Source organism: Kineosphaera limosa NBRC 100340 (genome assembly GCF_000298215.1).
Taxonomy (GTDB): Bacteria; Actinomycetota; Actinomycetes; order Actinomycetales; family Dermatophilaceae; genus Kineosphaera; species Kineosphaera limosa.
In genome coordinates, this window is sequence record NZ_BAHD01000037.1 from 1 (window position 1) to 21,136 (window position 21,136).

At 71.3% G+C, this 21,136-nt stretch carries 14 protein-coding genes and 1 pseudogene; 10 read left to right on the forward strand and 5 right to left on the reverse strand.

All coding sequences use genetic code 11. From position 1 onward, the window contains the following. The first annotated feature begins 143 nt into the window (after positions 1–143). From KILIM_RS11775 to KILIM_RS11790, 4 genes and pseudogenes are all read left to right on the forward strand, one after another. Positions 144–1,298 (forward strand): Gfo/Idh/MocA family protein, encoded by a 1,155-nt coding sequence (locus KILIM_RS11775; RefSeq protein ID WP_006592914.1) that lies wholly within the window; start codon positions 144–146, stop codon positions 1,296–1,298. Further along, a pseudogene (locus KILIM_RS11780) lies at positions 1,295–2,517 on the forward strand (dihydrodipicolinate synthase family protein). The gene KILIM_RS11775 and the pseudogene KILIM_RS11780 overlap by 4 nt, the downstream one beginning before the upstream one ends. Then, positions 2,514–3,413 (forward strand): sugar phosphate isomerase/epimerase family protein, encoded by a 900-nt coding sequence (locus KILIM_RS11785; protein ID WP_006592916.1) that lies wholly within the window; start codon positions 2,514–2,516, stop codon positions 3,411–3,413. The pseudogene KILIM_RS11780 and the gene KILIM_RS11785 overlap by 4 nt, the downstream one beginning before the upstream one ends. A 63-nt stretch (positions 3,414–3,476) precedes the next feature. Beyond that, the gene (locus KILIM_RS11790) at positions 3,477–4,433 is read left to right on the forward strand and encodes an N-acetylglucosamine kinase (RefSeq protein WP_006592917.1); all 957 of its coding nucleotides are present in this window, start codon (positions 3,477–3,479) and stop codon (positions 4,431–4,433) included. 46 nt (positions 4,434–4,479) lie between these two features. On the opposite strand, the gene KILIM_RS22410 is transcribed toward KILIM_RS11790, so the two are convergent. Both KILIM_RS22410 and KILIM_RS11800 read right to left on the reverse strand, forming a co-directional pair. Then, a complete protein-coding gene (locus tag KILIM_RS22410; protein WP_006592918.1) occupies positions 4,480–5,058 on the reverse strand; it encodes an ArsR/SmtB family transcription factor in 579 nt (192 codons plus the stop codon). After that, a complete protein-coding gene (locus tag KILIM_RS11800; protein WP_157551668.1) occupies positions 5,055–6,272 on the reverse strand; it encodes an MFS transporter in 1,218 nt (405 codons plus the stop codon). The genes KILIM_RS22410 and KILIM_RS11800 overlap by 4 nt, the downstream gene beginning before the upstream one ends. Before the next feature lie 150 nt (positions 6,273–6,422). On the opposite strand from KILIM_RS11800, the gene KILIM_RS11805 reads away from it, so the two are divergent. From KILIM_RS11805 to KILIM_RS11820, 4 genes are all read left to right on the forward strand, one after another. Then, on the forward strand, positions 6,423–8,075 hold the full coding sequence (locus KILIM_RS11805) for a protein-arginine deiminase family protein (RefSeq protein WP_040563151.1): 1,653 nt from the start codon (positions 6,423–6,425) through the stop codon (positions 8,073–8,075). A 126-nt stretch (positions 8,076–8,201) separates the two neighbouring features. Further along, entirely contained in the window at positions 8,202–9,977 is a 1,776-nt protein-coding gene (gene betA / locus KILIM_RS11810; protein ID WP_006592921.1) for a choline dehydrogenase, read from the forward strand. After that, positions 9,974–12,040: a choline BCCT transporter BetT gene (gene betT / locus KILIM_RS11815; RefSeq protein WP_006592922.1), complete on the forward strand. Its 2,067-nt coding sequence runs from the start codon at positions 9,974–9,976 to the stop codon at positions 12,038–12,040. The genes betA and betT overlap by 4 nt, the downstream gene beginning before the upstream one ends. Positions 12,041–12,088: 48 nt before the next feature. Further along, positions 12,089–14,404 carry an MMPL family transporter gene (locus tag KILIM_RS11820; RefSeq protein WP_006592923.1) on the forward strand — a complete coding sequence of 772 codons (2,316 nt, stop codon included), beginning with the start codon at positions 12,089–12,091 and terminating at the stop codon, positions 14,402–14,404. A gap of 36 nt (positions 14,405–14,440) precedes the next feature. On the opposite strand, the gene KILIM_RS11825 is transcribed toward KILIM_RS11820, so the two are convergent. Next, the gene (locus tag KILIM_RS11825) at positions 14,441–14,989 is read right to left on the reverse strand and encodes a hypothetical protein (protein ID WP_157551669.1); all 549 of its coding nucleotides are present in this window, start codon (positions 14,987–14,989) and stop codon (positions 14,441–14,443) included. 207 nt (positions 14,990–15,196) lie between these two features. Here KILIM_RS11825 and KILIM_RS11830 point away from each other — a divergent pair, with 207 nt between their 5' ends. Together KILIM_RS11830 and KILIM_RS11835 are read left to right on the forward strand one after the other, a co-directional pair. Further along, positions 15,197–17,065, forward strand: coding sequence for an ABC transporter transmembrane domain-containing protein (locus tag KILIM_RS11830; protein WP_006592925.1), 1,869 nt, complete (start codon positions 15,197–15,199; stop codon positions 17,063–17,065). Next, positions 17,062–19,131 carry an ABC transporter ATP-binding protein gene (locus KILIM_RS11835; protein ID WP_006592926.1) on the forward strand — a complete coding sequence of 690 codons (2,070 nt, stop codon included), beginning with the start codon at positions 17,062–17,064 and terminating at the stop codon, positions 19,129–19,131. Before KILIM_RS11830 ends, KILIM_RS11835 begins: the two co-directional genes overlap by 4 nt. 11 nt (positions 19,132–19,142) lie before the next feature. On the opposite strand, the gene KILIM_RS11840 is transcribed toward KILIM_RS11835, so the two are convergent. After that, positions 19,143–19,814, reverse strand: coding sequence for a response regulator (locus KILIM_RS11840; RefSeq protein WP_006592927.1), 672 nt, complete (start codon positions 19,812–19,814; stop codon positions 19,143–19,145). Further along, positions 19,811–21,109, reverse strand: coding sequence for a sensor histidine kinase (locus KILIM_RS11845; protein ID WP_083876122.1), 1,299 nt, complete (start codon positions 21,107–21,109; stop codon positions 19,811–19,813). Before KILIM_RS11845 ends, KILIM_RS11840 begins: the two co-directional genes overlap by 4 nt. Positions 21,110–21,136 lie beyond the last annotated feature (27 nt).

A 21,136-nucleotide genomic window follows, 5' to 3' on the forward strand; every position in this document is an offset into this window, starting at 1 on the left:
GGCAGCACGGAGCCAGCGGGGCAGGGCCAGGCGCGCCGGGACCGACCAACGGAAAACGTTTGCCCAATCACTTGATATCACTCGCCAGGTTCCACTACGGTGTGGGAATACGCTTTCCACGGCAACGAAGCACAGGAGACACGATGAGCAACGACCGCACCATCGGGATCGTCATGAACGGCATCACCGGACGCATGGGCTACCGCCAGCACCTCGTCCGCTCGATCCTCGCCATCCGCGACCAGGGCGGCGTGCCGCTCCCCGACGGCACGAAGGTGCAGGTCGAGCCCATCCTCGTCGGCCGCAACGCCGAGAAGGTCGCCGAGATCGCGGAGCGCCACGGCGTGCAGCGCTGGACGACGGACCTCGACGAGGCCCTCACCCAGTTCGGCGCGCAGGTCTACTTCGACGCCCAGCTCACGACCGTCCGCGAGCCGGCGATCCTCAAGGCCATCGACGCCGGCCTCGACGTCTACACCGAGAAGCCGATCGCCGAAGACCTCGCCGGCGCCCTGCGCCTGGCCCGCGCCGCGGAGGCCGCCGGCGTCAAGCACGGCGTCGTCCACGACAAGCTCTACCTGCCCGGCCTGCTCAAGCTGCGCCGCCTCGTCGACAGCGGCTTCTTCGGCCGCATCCTCTCGGTGCGCGGCGAGTTCGGCTACTGGGTCTTCGAGGGCGACTGGCAGCCGGCGCAGCGCCCGAGCTGGAACTACCGCGTCGAAGACGGCGGCGGCATGACGACCGACATGTTCTGCCACTGGGACTACGTGCTGGAGAACCTCTTCGGCCCGGTCGAGGCCGTCACGGCCCGCACCGCCACCCACATCCCCCAGCGCTGGGACGAGCGCGGCCAGGCCTACGCCGCGACCGCCGACGACGCCGCCTACGGCATCTTCGAGCTGGCCGGGGGCATCATCGCCCAGATCAACTCCTCGTGGGCCACCCGCGTGCACCGCGACGAGCTCGTCGAGTTCCACGTCGACGGCACCGAGGGCAGCGCCGTCGCCGGTCTGCAGAAGTGCGTCGTGCAGCACCGCAGCGCCACCCCCAAGCCGGTCTGGAACCCCGACCTCGCCGAGACCAACCCCTACCGTCAGCAGTGGGTCGAGGTGCCCGACAACGCCGAGGTCGACAACGGCTTCAAGGCCCAGTGGGAGCAGTACCTGCGCTACGTCATCGGCGAGGGCGAGCACCGCTACGACTTCTTCGCCGGCGCCCGCGGCGTGCGGCTGGCCGAGGCCGGCCTGGAGTCCTCCGCGCAGGGTCGCCGCCTCGAGCTCGAGGCGCTGTCGGCATGAGCACCGCTGTCGCTTCAACGGCCACATCGGCCACGTCGGCCGAGGTGACGGGCCCGGGTGGCGCGCACCTTCTCCTCCCGACGGCCGACGGCCGCCTCGAGCCGTACACCGTCCGCTCGACCGGTCACCTGCCCGCCCCCAGGGTCCGGCCACCAGCCGCTTCGCGTTCGCGGCGGCGCACGTCGTCACCGATCCCTTCGCCGACAACACCCCCGGCACGACCCCCGCGGTCGACTGGGAGTCGACGATGGCCTTCCGCCGCCACCTCTTCTCCTACGGGCTCGGCCTGGCCGAGGCAATGGACACCGCCCAGCGCGGGATGGGCCTGGACTGGGCCACGGCCCAGGAGCTCATCTCCCGCTCAGCACTCGAGGCGAAGGCCGCCGGGGCGCGGATCTCCGCGGGCGCGGGCACCGACCAGCTGCCCGCCGGCCCGGCGACGCTGGCGCAGGTCCGCGGCGCGTACGAGGAGCAGCTCAGCTTCGTCGAGGGCGCGGGCGCGCAGCCGATCGTCATGGCCTCGCGCCACCTGGCCGCCGCCGCGCGCACGGTCGAGGACTACCGGTCGGTCTACGACCCGCTGCTGGCGCAAGCCGGGCGACCGGTCATCCTGCACTGGCTCGGCACCGCCTTCGACCCGGCCCTGGAGGGCTACTGGGGATCGGCCGACGTCGACGCCGCGACCGACTCCTTCGTCGAGCTCATCGCCGACCACGCCGACAAGGTGGACGGGGTCAAGGTGTCGCTGCTCGACGCGGCCCACGAGACGGCGCTGCGGCGCCGGCTGCCCGAAGGCGTGCGGCTCTACACCGGTGACGACTTCAACTACCCCGAGCTCATCGCGGGCGACGGGAGTCACCACAGCGACGCGCTGCTCGGCATCTTCGCCGCCATCGCGCCGTCCGCGAGCGAGGCGCTGCACGCCCTCGACCGCGGCGACACGGGCGCCTACGAGGCGGCGTTCGCGCCGACCCTGCCCCTGGCCCGGCACATCTTCGCCGCGCCGACCTACTACTACAAGACCGGCATCGCGTTCATCTCCTGGCTCTCGGGCTTCCAGCCCGGCTTCGGGATGGTCGGCGGCCTGCAGAGTGCGCGCAGCATCGTGCACCTGTCGGAGGCGTTCCGCCTCGTCGACGCGGCGGGCCTGCTGCCGGACCCCGACCTGGCCGTCCAGCGGATGCGCCTCCTCCTCCAGACCTCAGGAGTCTCGGCATGACCACGCGCAACCAGCTCGATCGGCTCTCGCTCAACCAGAAGACCACCAACAGCTGGACCCTGCCGGAGTCGGTCGACGGCTGCCTGCGCGCGGGCCTGCAGTCGATCGGGGTGTGGCGCGAGCCGCTCGCCGAGTTCGGCGTCGAGGCCGGGGCGCGCCTGCTCGCGGACTCCGGCCTGCGCGTCAGCTCGCTCTGCCGGGGTGGCTTCATCACCGGCGAGGGGGAGGCCGCGAGTCAGGCCGCCATCGCGGAGAACACCGCGGCGATCAAGGAGGCGGCGGCCGTCGGCGCGGACTGCCTCGTGCTCGTCGTCGGCGGGCTCCCGGCCGGCTCTCGTGATCTGCCGGCCGCCCGGGGTCGGGTCGCCAAGCGGCTGGCCCAGCTCGTGCCGATCGCCCGCGACCACGGCGTGCAGCTCGCGCTGGAGCCGATGCACCCGATCTACACCGCCGACCGCGGCGTGCTCGCCACCCTCGGCGAGGCCCTGGATCTGGCCGAGCCCTTCGCTCCGGAGGAGGTCGGCGTCGTCGTCGACACCTTCCACGTCTGGTGGGACCCGCAGCTCGAGGCCCAGATCGCGCGTGCGGCCGGGCGGATCGCCAGCTTCCAGGTGTGCGACTGGATCACCCCGCTGCCCGCCGACACGCTGCTGGCCCGCGGCATGATGGGCGACGGCCACATCGACTTCGCCCGCGCGCTCGCGCTGGTCGACGCGGCCGGCTACACCGGCGACATCGAGGTCGAGATCTTCAACGCCGACCTGTGGGCCGCCGACCCCGACGAGGTCGTCGCGTTGATGAAGCAGCGCTATCTCGACTGTGTCATCGGCGCAGCGAACGACGGCGCAGTTGCGGCCTCGGACGTATCGGGTGCCTTGGTGGGCGCCACGTCGTAGGACGATTGCGGGCGCGTCGCGGCTGCGGCGCACCTGCGGTCGACGACCAATAAGGACAGGTTGATGGAGAAGGTGTTGCTCGGCGTCGACGCCGGGGGAACCTCGACCCGAGCCAGGGTCTGCACGCCCAGCGGCGCGACCCTGGGCCATGGGCGAGCTGGCGGGGCGAACCTCCGCTCCGCGGTCGGCGATCCCGCCGCCAACATCACGGTCGCCGTGTGCGCCGCTCTCGCCGCAGCCGATCGGCGACCCGACGCCGTCTGCGTCGGGATCGCCGGCACCGAAGGCCGCCAAGCGGAGGTCGAGGCGATCGTCGCCCGAGCCCTGGCCGACTCGGGGGTGGACCTCGCGGTCCCCCGGGTCGTCCTCTCTGATCTCGACATCGCCTTTCGCGCGGTGTCGCCGGAACCGACGGGCAGCCTGCTGCTCGCCGGGACCGGAGCGGTCGCCGCCGGTTTCGTGGACTGGACGCTGCGAAACCGGCGCGACGGCCTTGGCTGGCTGCTCGGAGATTCCGGCTCGGGGGTGTGGATCGGTCGCCGGGTACTGCGTGCGGTCGCCGCCCACCTCGACGGCGGCCCGGCGACCTCCATGACCGCGCCGGTGCTGACGCTCCTCGACGTGCAGCCGGTGACCTCGGCCGCTGCTCGCGACGGCGACTCGCCCGCTGCGGAGCCCGTGGTAGACGCGCACGACCTGCTGCGGATGACCGACGGACTGCCACCGGCCGCCTGGGGTCGGTGCGCCCCCATCGCGCTCACCCATGCCGCCGACGACGAGCAGGCCGCCCGCATCGTCGACGAGGCTGCCGCGGCGCTACTCACCTCCCTGGCGGGCCTCGCCGATGAGGGCGCCGCGGGCCCGGTCGTGCTGGCCGGTGGACTGCTCGCGTCCGGCGCGTTGCGCGATCGGATCGAGCTGGCGGTCGACGTCGCCGGCCACGCCGCCGAGCCAGTCGTCGGCGCCTGCCGCATCGCTGCCGCCTCCCTCGGCCTCCCCCTCCCGCTCGACGTTCACTGACCCGGCTACGTTCACTGACCGCTACCCGACCGCTCGCCTGTCGGGGTCAGGGGGTGTCGGCCGCCCAGACGGGTAGGAAGTCGACCTGCACGTCGTACTCGATGTCGGGGGCGAAGTCGCTGCCGACGCGTTGGGCGCGCAGGTCGAACAGCTCATCGGTGAGGGCCTGCAGGCGGTCGCGAAAAGCTTGGGCCTCGGCGTGGGTCAGGGGGACGGGGACGATCGCGGAGAGTTGGGGGAGCTTGCGGTCGGCGTTGACCTGCGCGGCCGCGGCCCGCGCGTTGCGCACCTGCGCGAGGACCCGGTCGAGGTCGTCGGCCACCCGGTCGACTGCTGGGTCGCGACGGTCCCAACTGATGCCTTGGGGGGAGGTCATGCGCCACCACGTCTCCCGGCCGTCGGTGGAGCCGGCCGGGGGGTCGGTGCGGGTGATGATGCCGTGCTCCTCGAGCAGGCTGAGGTGGTACGACGCCTTGTTGGGTGCGATGTCGAGCGCCGCGGCCAGATCGGAGGTGCGGGCGGTCTCGACCCGGGCGAAGTGCCAAACCACTCGGGCTCGCAGCGGGTGCGAGAGCGCCTTGATGGCACTGGCTCCGAGGGCGACGGGGTCGGTCTGCTCGCTCACAACGGCGCGTCCTTCCACTCGGGGGGCCTGGGGATCGACCGTAGCGGCTCGGCGGCCACTCCCAGCATGGCTGCCAGCACCAGCAAGCCTGCGAAGAGCCCGATCGCCGGCGCGTGGCCCCACTGGTGCAGGAGCCATCCCACGAGGGCGGGCGCCAGGGAGGCCAGCCCACTCGTGGCGAACTGCAGGATCGCCTGGACTCGACCCTGCAGCTCGACGGGGGTGAGCGCAAAGGTGTAGCCCAACATCGAGGAGTTGAGCGCTGGGATGAGGAAGAACCCCACCCCCAGGCTGGCCAGGATGACGGGGTAGGAGTTGATCAACGCGGCTGGGATCAAGGCCAGCGAGACGACCACGAGCGCGGTGACGGCCAGCAGGCCGGTGGGTACGCGCGCGATGATCGGGTTGGCTGCCACGGCTCCCAGCAGCGTCGCGCCGGCGAGGACGGCGGTCAGCCACCCGATCGCTCGGGCGTCGTAGCCCTGCTCCAGGAGCGAGAATTGCAGCCCCATGAGGATGCCGTTCACCGCGAAGTTGACGAGGGCGAACAGGGGGAAGAGCCACCGAATCCGCCGCCGGTCGGCCGCCCAACGGAGCGCGTCACCGAGCTCGCGGTGGGCGCGTCGACGTTCGCGGCGGGGAGGGCGCAGGTCGGTGCGAATCGCGAAGGTCGACAGCCAGGTCAGGGCGTGGCTGAGGGCGACTCCGACAAAGGGGACCCAGGCCGCGACGGCGTACAAGAAGCCGCCCACTGGGCCGGTGGTGAGGCTGATCGCCGCGTCACGACCTTCGTTGGTGGCCATCGCCCGCGGGTAGTCGGTGGTCGAGACGATCGACCTCAGCGCGGCGTCGGTCGCCCCTGAGAAGAGCCCGGTAAGCAAGGCACCACAGGCGAGCAGTCCGACGAAGACGGGCACGGGGAGGTGGCCGGTCACCTGCAGAAGGCCGACCCCGCCCCACGTGGTAAGCCCACCGATGGCGTGCACTCGGATGGTCGTGCGTCGATCGTGCCGGTCGACCAGCACGCCGCCAGGTAAGAGTGCGGCGGCGATGACGACCGCCTGCACGGTGACCAGCACTCCGGCCAGCGCGGTCGAGCCGGTCAGCCCGAACGCCAGCAGCGGGACGGCGAACTGCCGCAGGGAGACCGCTGCCACCGCGGTGGTGTCGCCTACGAACCACGCGCGGTAGTTCGCGTTGCGAAACAGGCTCATGCTGCGAACGTAGAGGGCCCACGGATAGATGCGCAAGAGTTTTTGAACTACTTTCCTGCTCCGAGAACGCCCGCGGAGGCCGCGAGAAGTATGCGCGAACTGCGGGCCCGGTGTGATGGTCCTGTGACGGTGGCCCGTGACAGTACGCCCATGAGAACCTCAGCAGCCGCCCCCGTCGCACTCGCTGTCGCCCTCGGACTCGGACTCGGCACCGTGTCGGCGCAGGCCGTGACACCCCAGGCCACCACGCCCCCGGACTCCCCCGCGCGCGCCGTCGCGACCGGACCCGCACTCGACGCCGGCGCCGGGGTTTTTCTGCCCAACCTGGACGACGACGCCAAGCGTTGCGGCAAGACCGTCGACGTCTGCAACGACGCGACCGACGAGATCGTCAACGGCCCCGACGACGCCAAGGACCTCGCGCGGATCCGTCTCGCTGCGATGCCCGGTCTTTCGGCGTCGGCGACCGGCACCGTTGGCGTCACGACGGGGGCCGCGCAGACGCGGCTGTTCGTGCAAACCGGGGGCGGTTGGCAGGTAGTCAAGCCCACGACCAGGCTCACCGCCGCGCAACTCAAGCAGGGCGTCACCTTCGGCCTCGAGGGCAAAGACATCGTGCGCGACCCCGCGGTGTGGGACGGCACGGCCACGGTCGCCTTGACCGTCACGGACGCGGGCACGTCAACCTCTGCGCGGGCCACGTTGCAGTCGGCGCCGCTGCTCACGACCAACCACACGATGCCCACCCGCCAGGTCGTGGTCGACGCAAGCGACTCCTCCCCGGCCAACACGACGTTTCTCACGGAGCTGCTCGCGCAGGCCAAGCCCACCGGCATCCCGGTGTTTCAGGGCGGCGCACCCTTCCGTTGGTTCATGCAAGACGCGTTCGAGCAGATGTACGCCACCATGCCGACCGAGCACGGCGCCCAGTCGATGAGCGTGCTCATGCTCAGCGAAACGCCCGAGGCCACGACGGCGAAGGGCCTCCTGGGCCTGCGCGGCCCCGACCTCGGATTCGTCTGGGCGGGGAAGGGCGTCGGCGCCTCCTACGGCAACGTCGAGACCTTGCCGCCCACGAAAGGCGCGCCCAACGGCACGCTCATGATCGGCACTCGGCCCCCGCAGACCAAGGGAAGCAAGGAGCTGCGCGGCTTCATCAACCTCATGAAGGCTCAGGGCCACACGCCCCTCGAACTCGACGTCGACTTCTTGGTCGTGGGTCACGTCGACGAGATCTTCCAGGTGCTGCCGGCCAACACCGCCCGTGGGTGGCGGCTGGCGGTGGCCGACCCGGAGGCCGGGCTCAGCGTCGACCGCAAGGCCGTGCAGGCGGGGGCGGGCTCCCGCGACGTGGTGCGTCACCCCGCCGGCAAGATCCTGACGCCGACGGCCGCGGCCGCCGTCAAAGCCGGCGGTAAGGGTTCGCTGCTCCCAGAGAACCGCGAGGCCGCCCGCGTGATCGCCAAGAACCTGCGCACGATCCAGCAGGCCACCGGCCTGAAGGACTCTGAGATCGTGCGCATCCCCGTGCTCTATCGGGCTCTGGACAAGGAGGACGGCGGCAAGAGCGGGTCGCTTGTCCCGTCCGCGATCAACAGCCTCCTGATCACGCCCGACACGGTCATCGCGCCGAAACAGTTCAGCCTGCGGGTCAAGGGCAACGACGTCTTCGAGCAGGCGGTCACCAACGCCTATCGGTCGGCCGGCATCACGGTGCGCTGGGTCGATGACTTCGAGTCCCACCATGTCGGTAGCGGTGAGGTGCACTGCGCAACCAACACACTCCGGGCGCTGCCTGTCTGAGCCGGGCGCATCCGCTCCTCGGGTGCGGTATCGCAACGCTGTCGGTGGGGTCCGCTACCGTTCCTGACACCGCGGCAATGGCGCCGTCGGTGGTGGTGAACGACCCGGCGACATCCGAGGAGCAGCATGAGCGGCACACAGCGGTACGACTACGTCATCGTGGGAGGCGGATCGGCGGGGTGCGCCCTGGCCAATCGGTTGTCGGCGGATCCGGGCACGAGTGTGCTTCTGCTGGAGGCGGGCCGCTCGGACTTCCGGTTCGACGCGTTCATCCACATGCCCGCGGCGCTGCCGTTCCCCATCGGCAGCCGCTTCTACGACTGGAAGTACGAGTCGGAGCCGGAGCCGCACATGGGCGGGCGGCGCGTCTACCACGCCCGCGGCAAGGTGCTCGGCGGATCCAGCTCCATCAACGGCATGATCTTCCAGCGCGGCAACGCCCTCGACTACGAGCGGTGGGCCGCCGAGCCCGGCATGGAGAAGTGGGACTACGCCCACTGCCTCCCGTACTTCAAGCGGATGGAGACGTGCCTGGCCGGGGCGGACGCGTGGCGCGGCGGCTCCGGGCCGCTCAAGCTCGAGCGCGGCCCCGCCACCAGCCCCCTGTTCGGCGCCTTCTTCGAGGCGGTGCAGCAGGCGGGGTACCCGCTGACCGACGACGTCAACGGCTACCGGCAGGAGGGCTTCGCCGCCTTCGACCGCAACGTCTACCGCGGCCGGCGCCTGTCGGCCGCGCGCGCCTACCTGCACCCCGTGATGAGCCGCCCCAACCTCAAGGTCGAGACGCTCGCGCAGGCCACCGGGCTGCGCACCAACGGCACCCGCGTCGTCGGCGTCGACTACCTGCGCGGCGGGCGCGCGCACCGCAGCGTCGAGGCGGGCGAGGTCATCCTCTGCGGCGGCGCGTTCAACTCCCCGCAGCTACTGCAGCTCTCCGGCATCGGCAAGGCCGACGACCTGCGGTCCTTGGGCATCGACGTCGTCGCCGACCTGCCCGGCGTCGGCTCCAACATGCAGGACCACCTCGAGGTCTACATCCAGCACGCCGCCACGCAGCCGGTGTCCATCGCGCCCTACCTGGCGCACAAGTACAAGCCGATGATCGGCGCCCAATGGCTGTTCGGGCGCACCGGGGTCGGGTCGAGCAACCACTTCGAGGCCGGCGGCTTCATCCGCTCCAACGACGACGTCGCCTACCCCAACCTCATGTTCCACTTCCTGCCGATCGCCATCCGTTATGACGGCTCCAAGCCGGCCAGCGAGCACGGCTACCAGGTGCACATCGGCCCGATGTACTCCGACGTGCGCGGCGAGCTGAAGCTGCGCTCGACCAACCCGCTGGAGCACCCGGCCATCCAGTTCAACTACCTGTCCACCGAGAACGACCGGCGCGAGTGGATCGAGATGGTCCGCGCCGCCCGCACGATCCTGGAGCAGCCGGCGTTCGCGGCCTTCTCCGGCGGTGAGATCTCCCCCGGGGCCAGCGTGCAGACCGACCAGGAGATTCTCGACTGGGTCGCCAAGGACGCCGAGACCGCGCTGCACCCCTCGTGCTCGGCGAAGATGGGCACCGACGACATGGCCGTCGTCAACCCCGACACCATGCGCGTGCACGGCGTTGACGGGCTGCGGGTGGTCGACGCGTCGGTCTTCCCGTTCGTCACCAACGGCAACATCTACGCGCCCGTGATGATGGTCGCCGAGAAGGCCGCCGACCTCATCGCCGGCAACACCCCGCTGCCGCCGCTGACGCAGGTGCCCTACTACCGGCACGGCCAGGGCATGCCGCTCTACCCGCCGGGCGACCCGCGCAACGAGGCGTGGGACCTGCCGTCCGAGGTGCCCAGCGCCGCGAACGCCAACGCGTGGCAGCGTGACCGCGACGAACAGGCACGGCCGTGAGCAGCCGCTCGCCGATCACCGGGTCCTTCCAGGTCGTCGCGCCGCGCACCAACTACATCGTCTTCCTCAGCTCGCTCATCGGCATTCTCGTCGTCGCGATCTGGGCGATGGTCGCGCCGGAGCGCGCGGCCGAGGTGCTCGGGGTCGCCGTCGAGTGGACCGCCGGCTGGTTCGGCTGGTTCTACATCGCGCTGGCCACGCTCGTGTTCATCTTCGTCGTCGGCATCGGGCTCTCCCGGTACGGCGACGTGCGCCTCGGCCCGCAGCATTCGCGGCCGGAGTACAGCACGTTCAGTTGGGCCGCGATGCTGTTCGCCGCCGGTATCGGCACCGACCTCATGTTCTTCTCGGTCGCCGAGCCCGTCATCCAGTACCTCACGCCGCCGCGCATCGAGGGCGGCACCCTGGAGGCCGCCAAGGAGGCCACGACGTGGACGCTGTTCCACTACGGCCTCTCCGGCTGGGGCATGTACGCCCTCATGGGCATGGCCATGGCCTACTTCGCCTACCGGCTCGACCGGCCGCTGGCCGTGCGCTCGGCCCTCTACCCGATCCTCGGTAAGCGGCTCGACGGCCCGATCGGGCACATCGTCGACACGGCCGCGATCCTCGGCACGATCTTCGGGGTCGCCACCTCGCTGGGCATCGGCGTCGTGCAGCTCAACGTCGGCCTCCAGATGCTCTTCGGCATCGACAAGGGGCTTCCGGCGCAGACCGTGCTCGTCGTGTTGGCCGTCGTCATGGCGGCGGTCTCCGCGACCACCGGTGTCGACAAGGGCATCCGGCTGCTGTCGCAGATCAACGTGATCCTCGCGATCGGGCTGGCGCTGTGGGTGCTGGTCACCGGCAAGACGCAGTTCCTGCTCAACGCGCTCGTCATGAACGTCGGCGACCTCGTCAGCAGCTTCCCGTCGATGACGGCCGAGACTTTCGCCTACGAGCAGCCGACCGAGTGGATGTCGGCATGGACGCTGTTCTTCTGGGCCTGGTGGATCGCGTGGGCCAGCTTCGTCGGCCTCTTCCTGGCCCGCATCAGCAAGGGCCGCACGATCCGCCAGTTCGTCGCCGGAACGCTGATCATCCCGTTCAGCTACATCGTCATGTGGGTCTCGATCTTCGGTAACTCGGCGATCGACCGCATCCGCAGCGGCGACACGGCGTTCGGCGCCCTGACCGAGGCGGTGCCCGAAGACGGCTTCTACACGCTGCTCACGTACTACCCGGGCGCGACCTTCCTCATCGGGCTCGCCACGTTCGTCGGCCTGCTCTTCTACGTCACCTCAGCCGACTCCGGCGCGCTGGTCATGGCCAACCTGTGCTCCTACCTGCCGCACGCCGAGCAGGACGGCAAGGCGTGGCTGCGGATCGTGTGGGCCGCCACCACGGGCCTGCTGACCGTCGCGATGCTCGCCGTCGGCGGCATCCCGGCGTTGCAAGCGGCCACCGTCATCATGGGGTTGCCCTTCGGCATCGTCATGTTCTTCGTCATGTTCGGGCTGTTCAAGGCGCTGCGGGTCGAGTCCCATCGGGCGGAGTCGGGTCGGCACCGGCTGCCCAACATGTTCGCGGGCCGCGCCGGCGGTCAGCGCGAGACCGAGTTGGCCACCACCTGGAAGGGGCGCCTGGAGCGGGCCCTGCAGCGCGTTGACGACCGGGAGGCCCACAGCTATCTCGAGCAGATCGTCGGGCCCGCCATCGCCGAGGTCACCGAAGAGCTGCGCGGACGCGGAGTGGCGGCCGAGCACGAGACCGGCGAGGACGGCTCGCAGGCCCTGTGGATCCCCGCCGCTGACGGCGACACCCCGTTCGTCTACCACGTGCAACCCGAAAGTCAGCCGGTGTGGCACGTGGGGCAGCGGGCCGTCGCCGCCTCGACCGAACACACCATCCGCCTCGAGGTGCACCTGGAGGACGGCGGCGCCAGCTACGACGTCATGGGCTACAGCCACAACCAGCTCATCCACGACGTGCTCGACCAGTACGAGCGGCATCTCGACTTCGTGCGGCTCGCGCACATCGAGGCGGCCGGTCGACCGTCGGATGGAGGCGGCGACGGTAGCTGATCCGGTGGTGGGGCGCTCTCGGGGGCGCGCCGGGCTTATCGTGCATCCGTGACCCGTGCATCGAGCGCCCCCGAGAGCGCCACTGCCGGTGCCGGGCACGGTCTGCTGCGCGGCTACGCGCGGCTGACCTACCGGCTGCGCTGGCCGATCATCGTGGTCTGGGCGCTCGTGGCCATCGCGCTGTTCACCAACCCGCCCGACTTCGGCGGGGGCGATGAGACCGAGAGCCTCATGCCCCTCTCCGGGGCCGCGGCCCAGGCCGAGCTGCGCGACGTGCAGCATTTCGGTTTCCCGCTGTCCAGCCGCACCGCGGTCGTGCAACACGACCCGAACGGCCTCTCGCTCGCCGTGCAGGCGGAGTCGGTGCTCGACGCCCTGTCGATCAACCAGCATCCGGTCGGCTGGCCGATCCTCGGGGCGATGCCGCTGGCCAACACGGTGCGCTGGTTCGACGACCAGTCCGAACTCGGCACCACCGTCATCACGTACCTGTTCATGGCGCCGGACGCCGACTTCGGCGAGCAGCACACCGCCGCGCGCCAGTACTACTACCGCTTTCTCGACCGCCCCGAAGATGCCGTCGTCGGCGTCGCCGGGTCCGTGCCCGCCCGCGCCCAACAGGGCTGGCTGCTGTCGGTCAACGTGCCGCGCGTCGAGGCGCTGACCCTCGGCGCGATCTTCATCCTCGTCGGGTTCGCGTTCCGATCCGTCGTCGTACCACTCATCGCCCTGGGCGCCTCCGGCATCGCGGTGTTCGCCACGACGTGGCTGCTCGAACTGGCCAGCGCCGTCATGGACATCGGCGCCCCGGCCGAGCTGAGACCCCTGCTCATCGCGCTGATCCTGGGCATCGTCACCGACTACACGGTGTTCTACGTCGTCGGCTTCGGCGCGGAGTTACGCAAGAACCGCGCCAGCATCGAGGAGGCGATCGTCGCCTCCGTCGGCTCGTACACGCCGATCATCGTGGCCGCCGGCCTGACCGTCGCCGCCGGTACCGCCGTGCTGCTCGTCGCCGAGGAGCAGTTCTTCCACGCCTTCGGGCCGGCGATGGCCCTGACGATCCTCGTCGGGCTGCTCATCTCCGTGACGCTCGTGCCCGCGCTCATGTCGGTACTGGGCCCCAAGGTGTTCTGGCCGCGGCGCGACCCGCGGCTGCTGGACCGGGACGACGAGTCGACGGCGGTGGAGACCGGCTCCTCCGGCCTGACGGTCTGGCTGGCCAACGCCATGGTCCGCAAGCCCGCCGCTGCCCTGGCTCTCGTCGTCTGCACGCTGCTGCTCGTCGCGGCGTCACTGCCGCTGATGAACATCAAGCTCGGCGCCGACTTCTCCGGCGCGCTGCCGCCGGACAACTCCGTCAGCGAGGCCAACCAGGCCGCCGTCGCCGGCTTCGCCCCCGGCATCACCTCACCGACCACCCTCCTCATCGAGGGCGACGGCCTGAACAACCGCCAGAGCGAACTCATCGAGCTGCAGCGCCTCATCGAGGCCAAACCCGGCATCGCCGGCGTCATCGGCCCCAGCCAGCAACTGCCCCGCATCCCCAATCTCATGGTCAGCCGCGACGGGCAGGCCGCCCGCATGCTCGTCGTGCTCGACAACACGCCACTGGGGGCGCGCGCCATCGCCGACCTGTCCGACCTGCGTGCCGACATCGACGGCCTCGGCGCGCAGGCCGGGCTGCCCGGCTACCAGTTCAGCTTCACCGGCGACTCGGCCCTGGCCGAAGGGCTGGTCACCGGCACCATCAACGACCTGGGCCGCATCGCCCTGGCCCTGTTCGTCGTCAACTTCCTGCTGCTGGCCATCTTCCTGCGCGCCCTGCTCGCCCCCCTGTTCCTGCTGCTGTCCAGCGTGCTCGCCCTGACCGCCTCGCTCGGCATCACGACATACGTCTTCATGGAGGTGCTCGGCGAAGAGGGGCTGACGTTCTACGTGCCGTTCGCCGCCGCCGTGCTGCTCGTCGCGCTCGGCTCCGACTACAACATCTTCGGCGTGGGGCGCATGTGGGAGCTGGCCCGCTCGATGACCCTGCCGGAGGCCATCCGCCAGGCCATGCCCGAGACCTCCAAGGCCATCACCACCGCCGGGCTCGCGCTCGCCGTCAGCTTCGGCATGCTCGCCGTCATCCCCGTCACCTCGTTCCGCGAACTCGCCGTCGCCATGAGCATCGGCATCCTCATCGACTCCTTCCTCGTGCGCTCGGTGATGATGCCCGCGATGCTCACCCTCATGGGCCGCTACAGCGCCTGGCCCAACCGGCGACTGCTGCCGCACGACCGGCTACGCCACGCCGAAGAGCAGGAGGCGCGCAAGTACAGCAACGAGGCCCTCAAGGAGTTGTGGCGACCGCGGCGCTGAGCGGACCGCTCAGGGCCGCCCAGAGCGCCGAAGGGCTCAGGGGGAGGTCGTGGTTGGAGTTGGTTCCGGGGTGGCCGGTTCGTCGGGCGACTCGTCCGTCGGCTCGTCGGTCGGCTCGGCGGTGACGGTGGCCGTCGCGGTGACGGTCGAGGGCGGGGTGACCGCGGTGGCGGTCGCAACGCCGCGCTGGCAGGTGACGGTGTCGTCGCGCAGCGCCGCCTGCTGCTCGTCGATCTGGCGCACGAGCGCGGAGAGGCCGGCGGCGTCGAGCTTGCCCGCGGCCTTCATCGCCTGGTCGACGAGGCGCTGCAGCTCTTGCGCGCCGTCGGCGATGTTGAGGCAGGCCCGCGGCACGGCCACCTCGTCGCTGACGGTCGGGGTCGTCGCCTCCGGGGTGGGCTGAGCCGTCACCGGCGTCGGCTCGGTGCTGGCACGCAGCACGAACCAGACGGCCACGGCCCCAAGAAGCAAACCGAGCACGAGGGTGACGACCGGCACGACCCACCGGGCGCGGCCCCGGCCGTCACCCGGCGCGGCGACCAGGTCGTCGTCCCCGCGGTCGCGGGACCAGAACATGCGGGGCATGCGCTCTCCCATCGCGCCCTCGCGGCGCCTCGTGACCTGCGGTGAATGACCGGTGGATCTTCTGGCCAGGGTAATGATCACCACACCCGACTGCACCCGTGTGCCGCCGCCGATGCGGCGCACGTCACGTGCGAATGCACAGAGATGGAAAGTCGCTTCGAGCTTGTCGGTGCTGCCACCTACAGTTGCCGGTGCGATGAGGACGACATGAGGGACTTCCCACCCACGCAGCTGGCCTACGAGCACGCTGCCGCGCCGCGACCCGACACCCGGTCGCCGGTGGCCTTCCTGCGCTGGTTGGCGGCCGACCAGGCAGGTGTCCTCGCGCTGAGCCTCCTCGTCGCTTCACTCTGGACGGTGCCGATGGCGCTGGTGCCTTGGGTCTTCGGGCGCGCCATCGACCAGGGCATCGTGCCCGGCGACGAGGCCGCCACGACCCGCTGGGTGCTGCTATTGCTGGCCTTGACCCTCGTGGGCGCCGGCTGCGGCATCGCCTTCCACACCCTGGTCGTGCGCTCCTGGGTCATCGCGCTGCACGGCACGACCCGATTGGTCACCAACAAAGCGTTGCAGTTGGGTCATGTGCTGCCCCGACGCACCCCCACGGGCGAGGTGCTCTCGGTCTCGGGCAGCGACGGCGACGAGTACGGCGCCTTTCTGGAGGTCGCTGTGCGGGCCGCGGCGCAGCTGCTCGCCTTCGGCATCGTCGCGGTCATCGTGCTGCGGATGTCGCTGCTGCTGGGCGTCGTGCTGCTGCTCATGACACCGCTGATGCTGGCAGCGGCCAGCCCGTTCCTGCGGCCCATGCAGCGCTGGCAGACGATCGAGCGGGCCCGCAATTCCGACCTGACGAGCCAGGCCACCGACATCGTCGCGGGGCTGCGGATCCTGCGCGGCATCGGCGGGGAGGCGACCTTCGGCTCGGCCTACGCGGCTCAGTCCCAGCGGGTGCGGACCGCGGGGGTGCGGGCCGGATCGTGGCAGGCCGGGGTCGACGCCTTCGGGGTGTTCCTGTTCGGCGTGCTGCTCGTCGTGCTCATGTATCTGGGAGTGGCGCAGGTCGCCGACGGGGCGCTGAGCATCGGCGATCTCGTCGCGTTCTTGGGCTACACGCTCTTCCTCGTACAGCCGATGCGCACGTTCTTCGAGTTCGCCTACAAGACGACCCGAGCGCTGGTCTCGGCGCGGCGCACGATCGCGGTGCTCGAGCAGGAGCCGCCCTGGCGCCCACCGGTCGACCCCGTGCCGCTGGACCCGGGTGCCGAGCTCATCGACGAGGCTAGCGGTCTGCGCGTAGCGCCAGGGCGGCTGACGATGCTCGTCGCCGGCACCACCGACGAGGCCGCGGCGCTCGCCGACCGGCTCGGCCGGTATCTGCCGGGCCGCGAACAGGAGGCGATCTCCCTGTCGCTGCCCGAGGGCCTGCGCGGCAAGGCGGCACGCAGCGAACGCGACCGCCGGATAGAGCAGCGCCGCGAGCAGGCGCTGCTCGACGAGCGGGCCGCGACCCGCGCGTGGGGAGTGCATCTTGGCGGGGTCGACCTCGCCGCAGCGGACCTGCCGCAGGTGCGCTCGACGATCCTCGTGGCCGACACCGGCGCGACCGTCTTCGCCGGCACCCTGCGCGAGGCGCTCGACCCCTCCGGTCGGCTGTCCCGGGAGCAGGCGGAGGCGGCCCTGCATGCGGCCGCCGCCGAAGACGTCTACGAGTCGCTGCCCGGCGGCTGGCAGGCGGTCTTGGAGGAGCGCGCGCGGGGCCTGTCCGGCGGGCAGCGCCAACGACTGGTGTTGGCTCGGGCGTTGGCTGCCGACCCGCCGAGCCTCGTGCTCGTCGAGCCGACGTCGGCGGTCGACGCGCACACCGAGGCGCGGATCGCGCAGCGGCTGCCCGCGGCCCGGGCCGGGCGCACGACCCTCATCACCACCTCCTCCCCGCTGTGGCTGCGGCACGCCGACGAGGTGGTGCTCGTGCTCGACGGACACGTCGTGGCCAAGGGCACGCACGAGTCGCTGGTGCGCGACGAGCCGCGCTACCGCGACGTCGTGTTGCGTGCGGATGCGCAGGTGGGCACGTGAGACCGCACGAACCAGAGCGCGAGCCGGCGAACACACCCGCCGAATCGCCGCTGCCGCCTGCGTTGGCGCTCGACTCGGCGCGCACCTGGGACGGCTCGGGCAGCTCGCAGCCCGTCGCGACGCACGTGCGCGACGACGAGATTCCCGCGTCGCTGCGCGGGCCGTTCGACGGGACGCCGTGGCCGCGGCTACGCGCCTGGCGGGCACGGCATCGACTGCGCGGGCAGCTGGCGCACACCTACGTCGAGGAGGCGATGGGCGCCGCCGGTGGGCTGCCTGTGGCGACCCGGCGGACCGTCGTCGGGTTTCTGCGTGACCTGCTGGCGCAGCGCCTGTCGCTCGTGCTGCTGGTAGTGCTCGCCAACGGCGCCGCGGCCATCGCGGGCCTGGCGGTGCCGCGGCTGCTCGGCGGGCTCGTCGACGACACTGCGGCCCGGCTGCAGGCCGCCGGCAGCGCCGCGCAGGAGGCAGTGCCCGCCGGCACCGCCGACCTCATGGCCGCCGCCACGGCGACGTGTCTGATAGTCGCCGGGATGGTGACGCTGCAGGCGCTGTTCACGCTCGCCGCCAAGATCAGCGCCGCCGCGCTGGGGCAGGACGTGCTCGCCGCCGCCCGCGAGTACGTGGTGCGGTCGATCCTGCGGCTGCCGCTGTCGCGGGTGGAGTCGGCGAGCACGGGTGACCTCGTCACCCGAGTGACCCGCGACGTCAGCGCGATGAGCGAGGCCGTGCGGTGGGCGCTGCCGGAGGCGATCATCGCGGGCGTCACCGTCGTGCTGACCGTCATCGCGCTCGCGATGAACTCGCTGCTGCTGGCCGCGCCGACATTGGTGCTCTTCGCCATCGCGGGGCTGCAGATCCGCCGCTACCTGCGCCGCGCCCCGGCGGGCTACCTCACCGAGGCCGGCAGCTACGCGCGGATCAACGCGACCCTCACCGAGACCGTCGAGGGCGCCCGCACCGTCGAGGCGCTCGGGCTGGCGAGCCGGCGGCGCGACCGCGGCTGGCGCGACCTGGAGAACTCCGGCCAGGCCGAGCGATACACGATGAGCCTGCGCAACCTGCTCTTCATCGTCATGGACATCGCGTTCGGGCTACCCCGCGTCGCGACCCTGCTCATCGGGGCGTACGGCTACTCCCAGGGCTGGGTGACACTCGGGCAGATCACCGCCGCGATGCTCTACATCGAGGCCGTGTGGGGGCCCTTCGACATGCTCGTGCACACGATCGACCGGGTGCAGGTCGGCGTCGCCTCGACGACCCGGCTGCTCGGCATCTCCCAGCTGCCACCCGACCGGGTCGAGGGCGTCGAGCGCCCTACCGACTCGCGACTGGCGGGCACCGACCTGCGGTACGCCTACCGCGAGGGAGTCGACGTGCTACACGGCATCGACCTGGAGTTGCGGCCCGGCGAGCGGCTCGCGATCGTCGGGCCCAGCGGGTCGGGCAAGTCGACGCTGGGCCGGCTGCTGTCCGGCATCCACGGCCCCCGCACCGGCTCCGTGCAGGTCGGCGGCGTCGAGCTGACCCGCCTGCCGCTGCCCGTGCTGCGCCGCGAGGTAGCCCTGGTGACCCAGGAGCACCATGTGTTCGTCGGCACCCTGCGCGACAACCTCGTGCTCGCCACCGAAGGTGCAGGTGCCTCCGGCGAGGCGGGAGATGCGCAGGTCGAGCGCGCCCTGCGGGCGGTGGACGCCTGGTCGTGGGTGTCTGCGCTGCCCGAGGGTCTCGACACCGTCGTCGGCTCAGGCAAGGCGGCCTTGACGCCGGGGCAGGCGCAGCAGGTGGCGCTGGCGCGCCTCGTCCTCGCCGACCCGCACACCCTCGTGCTCGACGAGGCGACCTCCCTCATCGACCCGCGGACCGCACGGCACCTCGAGGGGTCGATGAACGCGCTGCTCGACGGGCGCACCGTCGTGGCCATCGCCCACCGGTTGCACACGGCCCACTACGCCGACCGCATCGCCGTCGTGATCGACGGCGTGATCGCCGAACTCGGCACCCACGACGAACTGATCGCCCGCGGCGGCGAGTACGCCGCCCTTTGGCGTGCCTGGACGAGTTGAGGCGAGGGCTCTCACACGAGGCCGTGCTCCCACGCTGCCCGCACCGCGGAGGCGCGATCGACCACGCCGAGCTTCTCGTAGATGTGGCCCAGGTGCGTCTTGACGGTCGCCTCCCCGATGCCCAACCGACGGGCCGCCGCACGATTCGTGCAACCATCGGCCACCCAGCGCAGCACCTCGCGCTCTCGCGGCGTCAACTCGACCGCCGCCGGGCGCTCGCTCAGGGCGGTGCGCGCCGGGCGGGCGAGCACCGAGTAGCCGCGCACCAGTTCGTGGACGGCCCGCACCAGGTCCGCTCCTTGGGCGTCCTTGAGGAGGAGCCCGTCGGCGCCGGCCTGAATCGCCCGGCGAAACTCCCGATCGGTGTCATAGGTGGTGAGCACGAGGATGCGGGGTCGCGCCGGGTCACGAACCCGCAGCGCCCGGATCGCCGCCACCCCGCCCATCCGGGGCATCTGCAAGTCCATGAGTACGACATCCGGCACGGCCCGCGTGACGACGCAGAGCGCCGCTTCGCCGTCGGCAGCCTCACCCACCACCTCGATCTCGCCGCTGGCCTGCAACATCGCGACCAGGCCGTCGCGAACCACCGGGTGATCATCGACCACCACCACCCGCACCGGCCCCGAGCCGGACTGGTCCAAGGGCTGGTCCGGCGACAGGTCCGGGGGCTCGCACGTCATTGCGGGAGACTCGCCTCGATGCGGGTACCCGCCCCGGGGGCGGTCTCGATACCGAAGGTGCCGCCGGCCTCCTGCACCCGCTCCGCCATGATCTGCAATCCGTGGCCCGGGCGGCAATGCTGCGGATCGAAGCCGCGCCCGTCGTCCTGCACGGTCAGCACGAGCCGCGACCCGGCCGCGCGGACGGCGATCTGCACGGTCCTGGCGCGGGCGTGCCGCGCGACATTGGACAGCGACTCCTGCACGAGGCGAAACAGCGTCGCCCCGTGCGCAACGGTCTCGGGGGCATCGTCGCCGTCGAAGGTGACGACCACCCGGTGGGTGTGCGCCCACGCCGCCACGTGCTCCGCAATTGCCGCTAGCACGCCGGTGCCCTCCAACTGATGCGGTGCCAGCGCGCGCACGGCCCGACGGGTCTCCGCTAGACACTCGCGGGCGGTCTGCTGGGCGCGCGCGATCCGCTCTCGGCCGGGTTCGGCCGCGTCGAGCGGCACCGCATCGAGCTGCCGGATGACCCCGATGAGCCCCTGGGCGACCGTGTCGTGGATCTCCCGGGCGATGCGAGTGCGTTCCTGCGCCGCGCCACTGGCCCGGGCCTGCACGACGAGCTGTCGCTGCAAGGCGGCATTGGTGCGTAGGCTTGCCTGCAGTTCCTGGGTGGCGCGCTCCCGCTCCGCGACCTCGCGGTCCCGCTGCGCCTGCTGATGGTTCATCGCGCCGGCGACGCCGAGGTTCACCGCAACCAGCGCCGCGAACAGCACCGGCGCCGTGACGATGACGGGGATACCGCCGCTCTGGCCGGCCGCGCACAGCACCGCGGTGAGCGTGAAGGCCGCGATGGCAGCGCCGCCTCGCAAGAATCGACGACTGTCCGGGTAGCCGACGAACGCGTAAATGCAGGTGAGCGGGTTCAGGGCCGTCGCCACCGCGACCAGCGACAGATGCGCGCCGTAGGTAAGGGTCACCACGATGCTGCCGGCGCCGGCCACCGCCAAGGACCGCTCGAGCACCGCCCGCAGCAGGAGGAGGCCAGCCATCGGCGCCAGGGCCCACAAGACCAGCTGGCGGTCGGTCACCATCGGCGACAGCGCCCACCCCAGCCCCCAACTGACCAGGGCGAGTAGCGGCGCGAGCCACCGCATAATCCATCCGCTCAAGCCCGCATCGCGGGATTCGGAGGCCGCCGTCGACCGCGCCGCACTAGCCGATTCGGCCGGATTGCCCGGCACGGGTGACCCAGCCGGATCGCCCGGCTCCGGACGGTCGGGCTGCGCCCGCGTGGTCGTCGGCACCATCACTCCAGTGTTCCCGGGTGCCCTCGC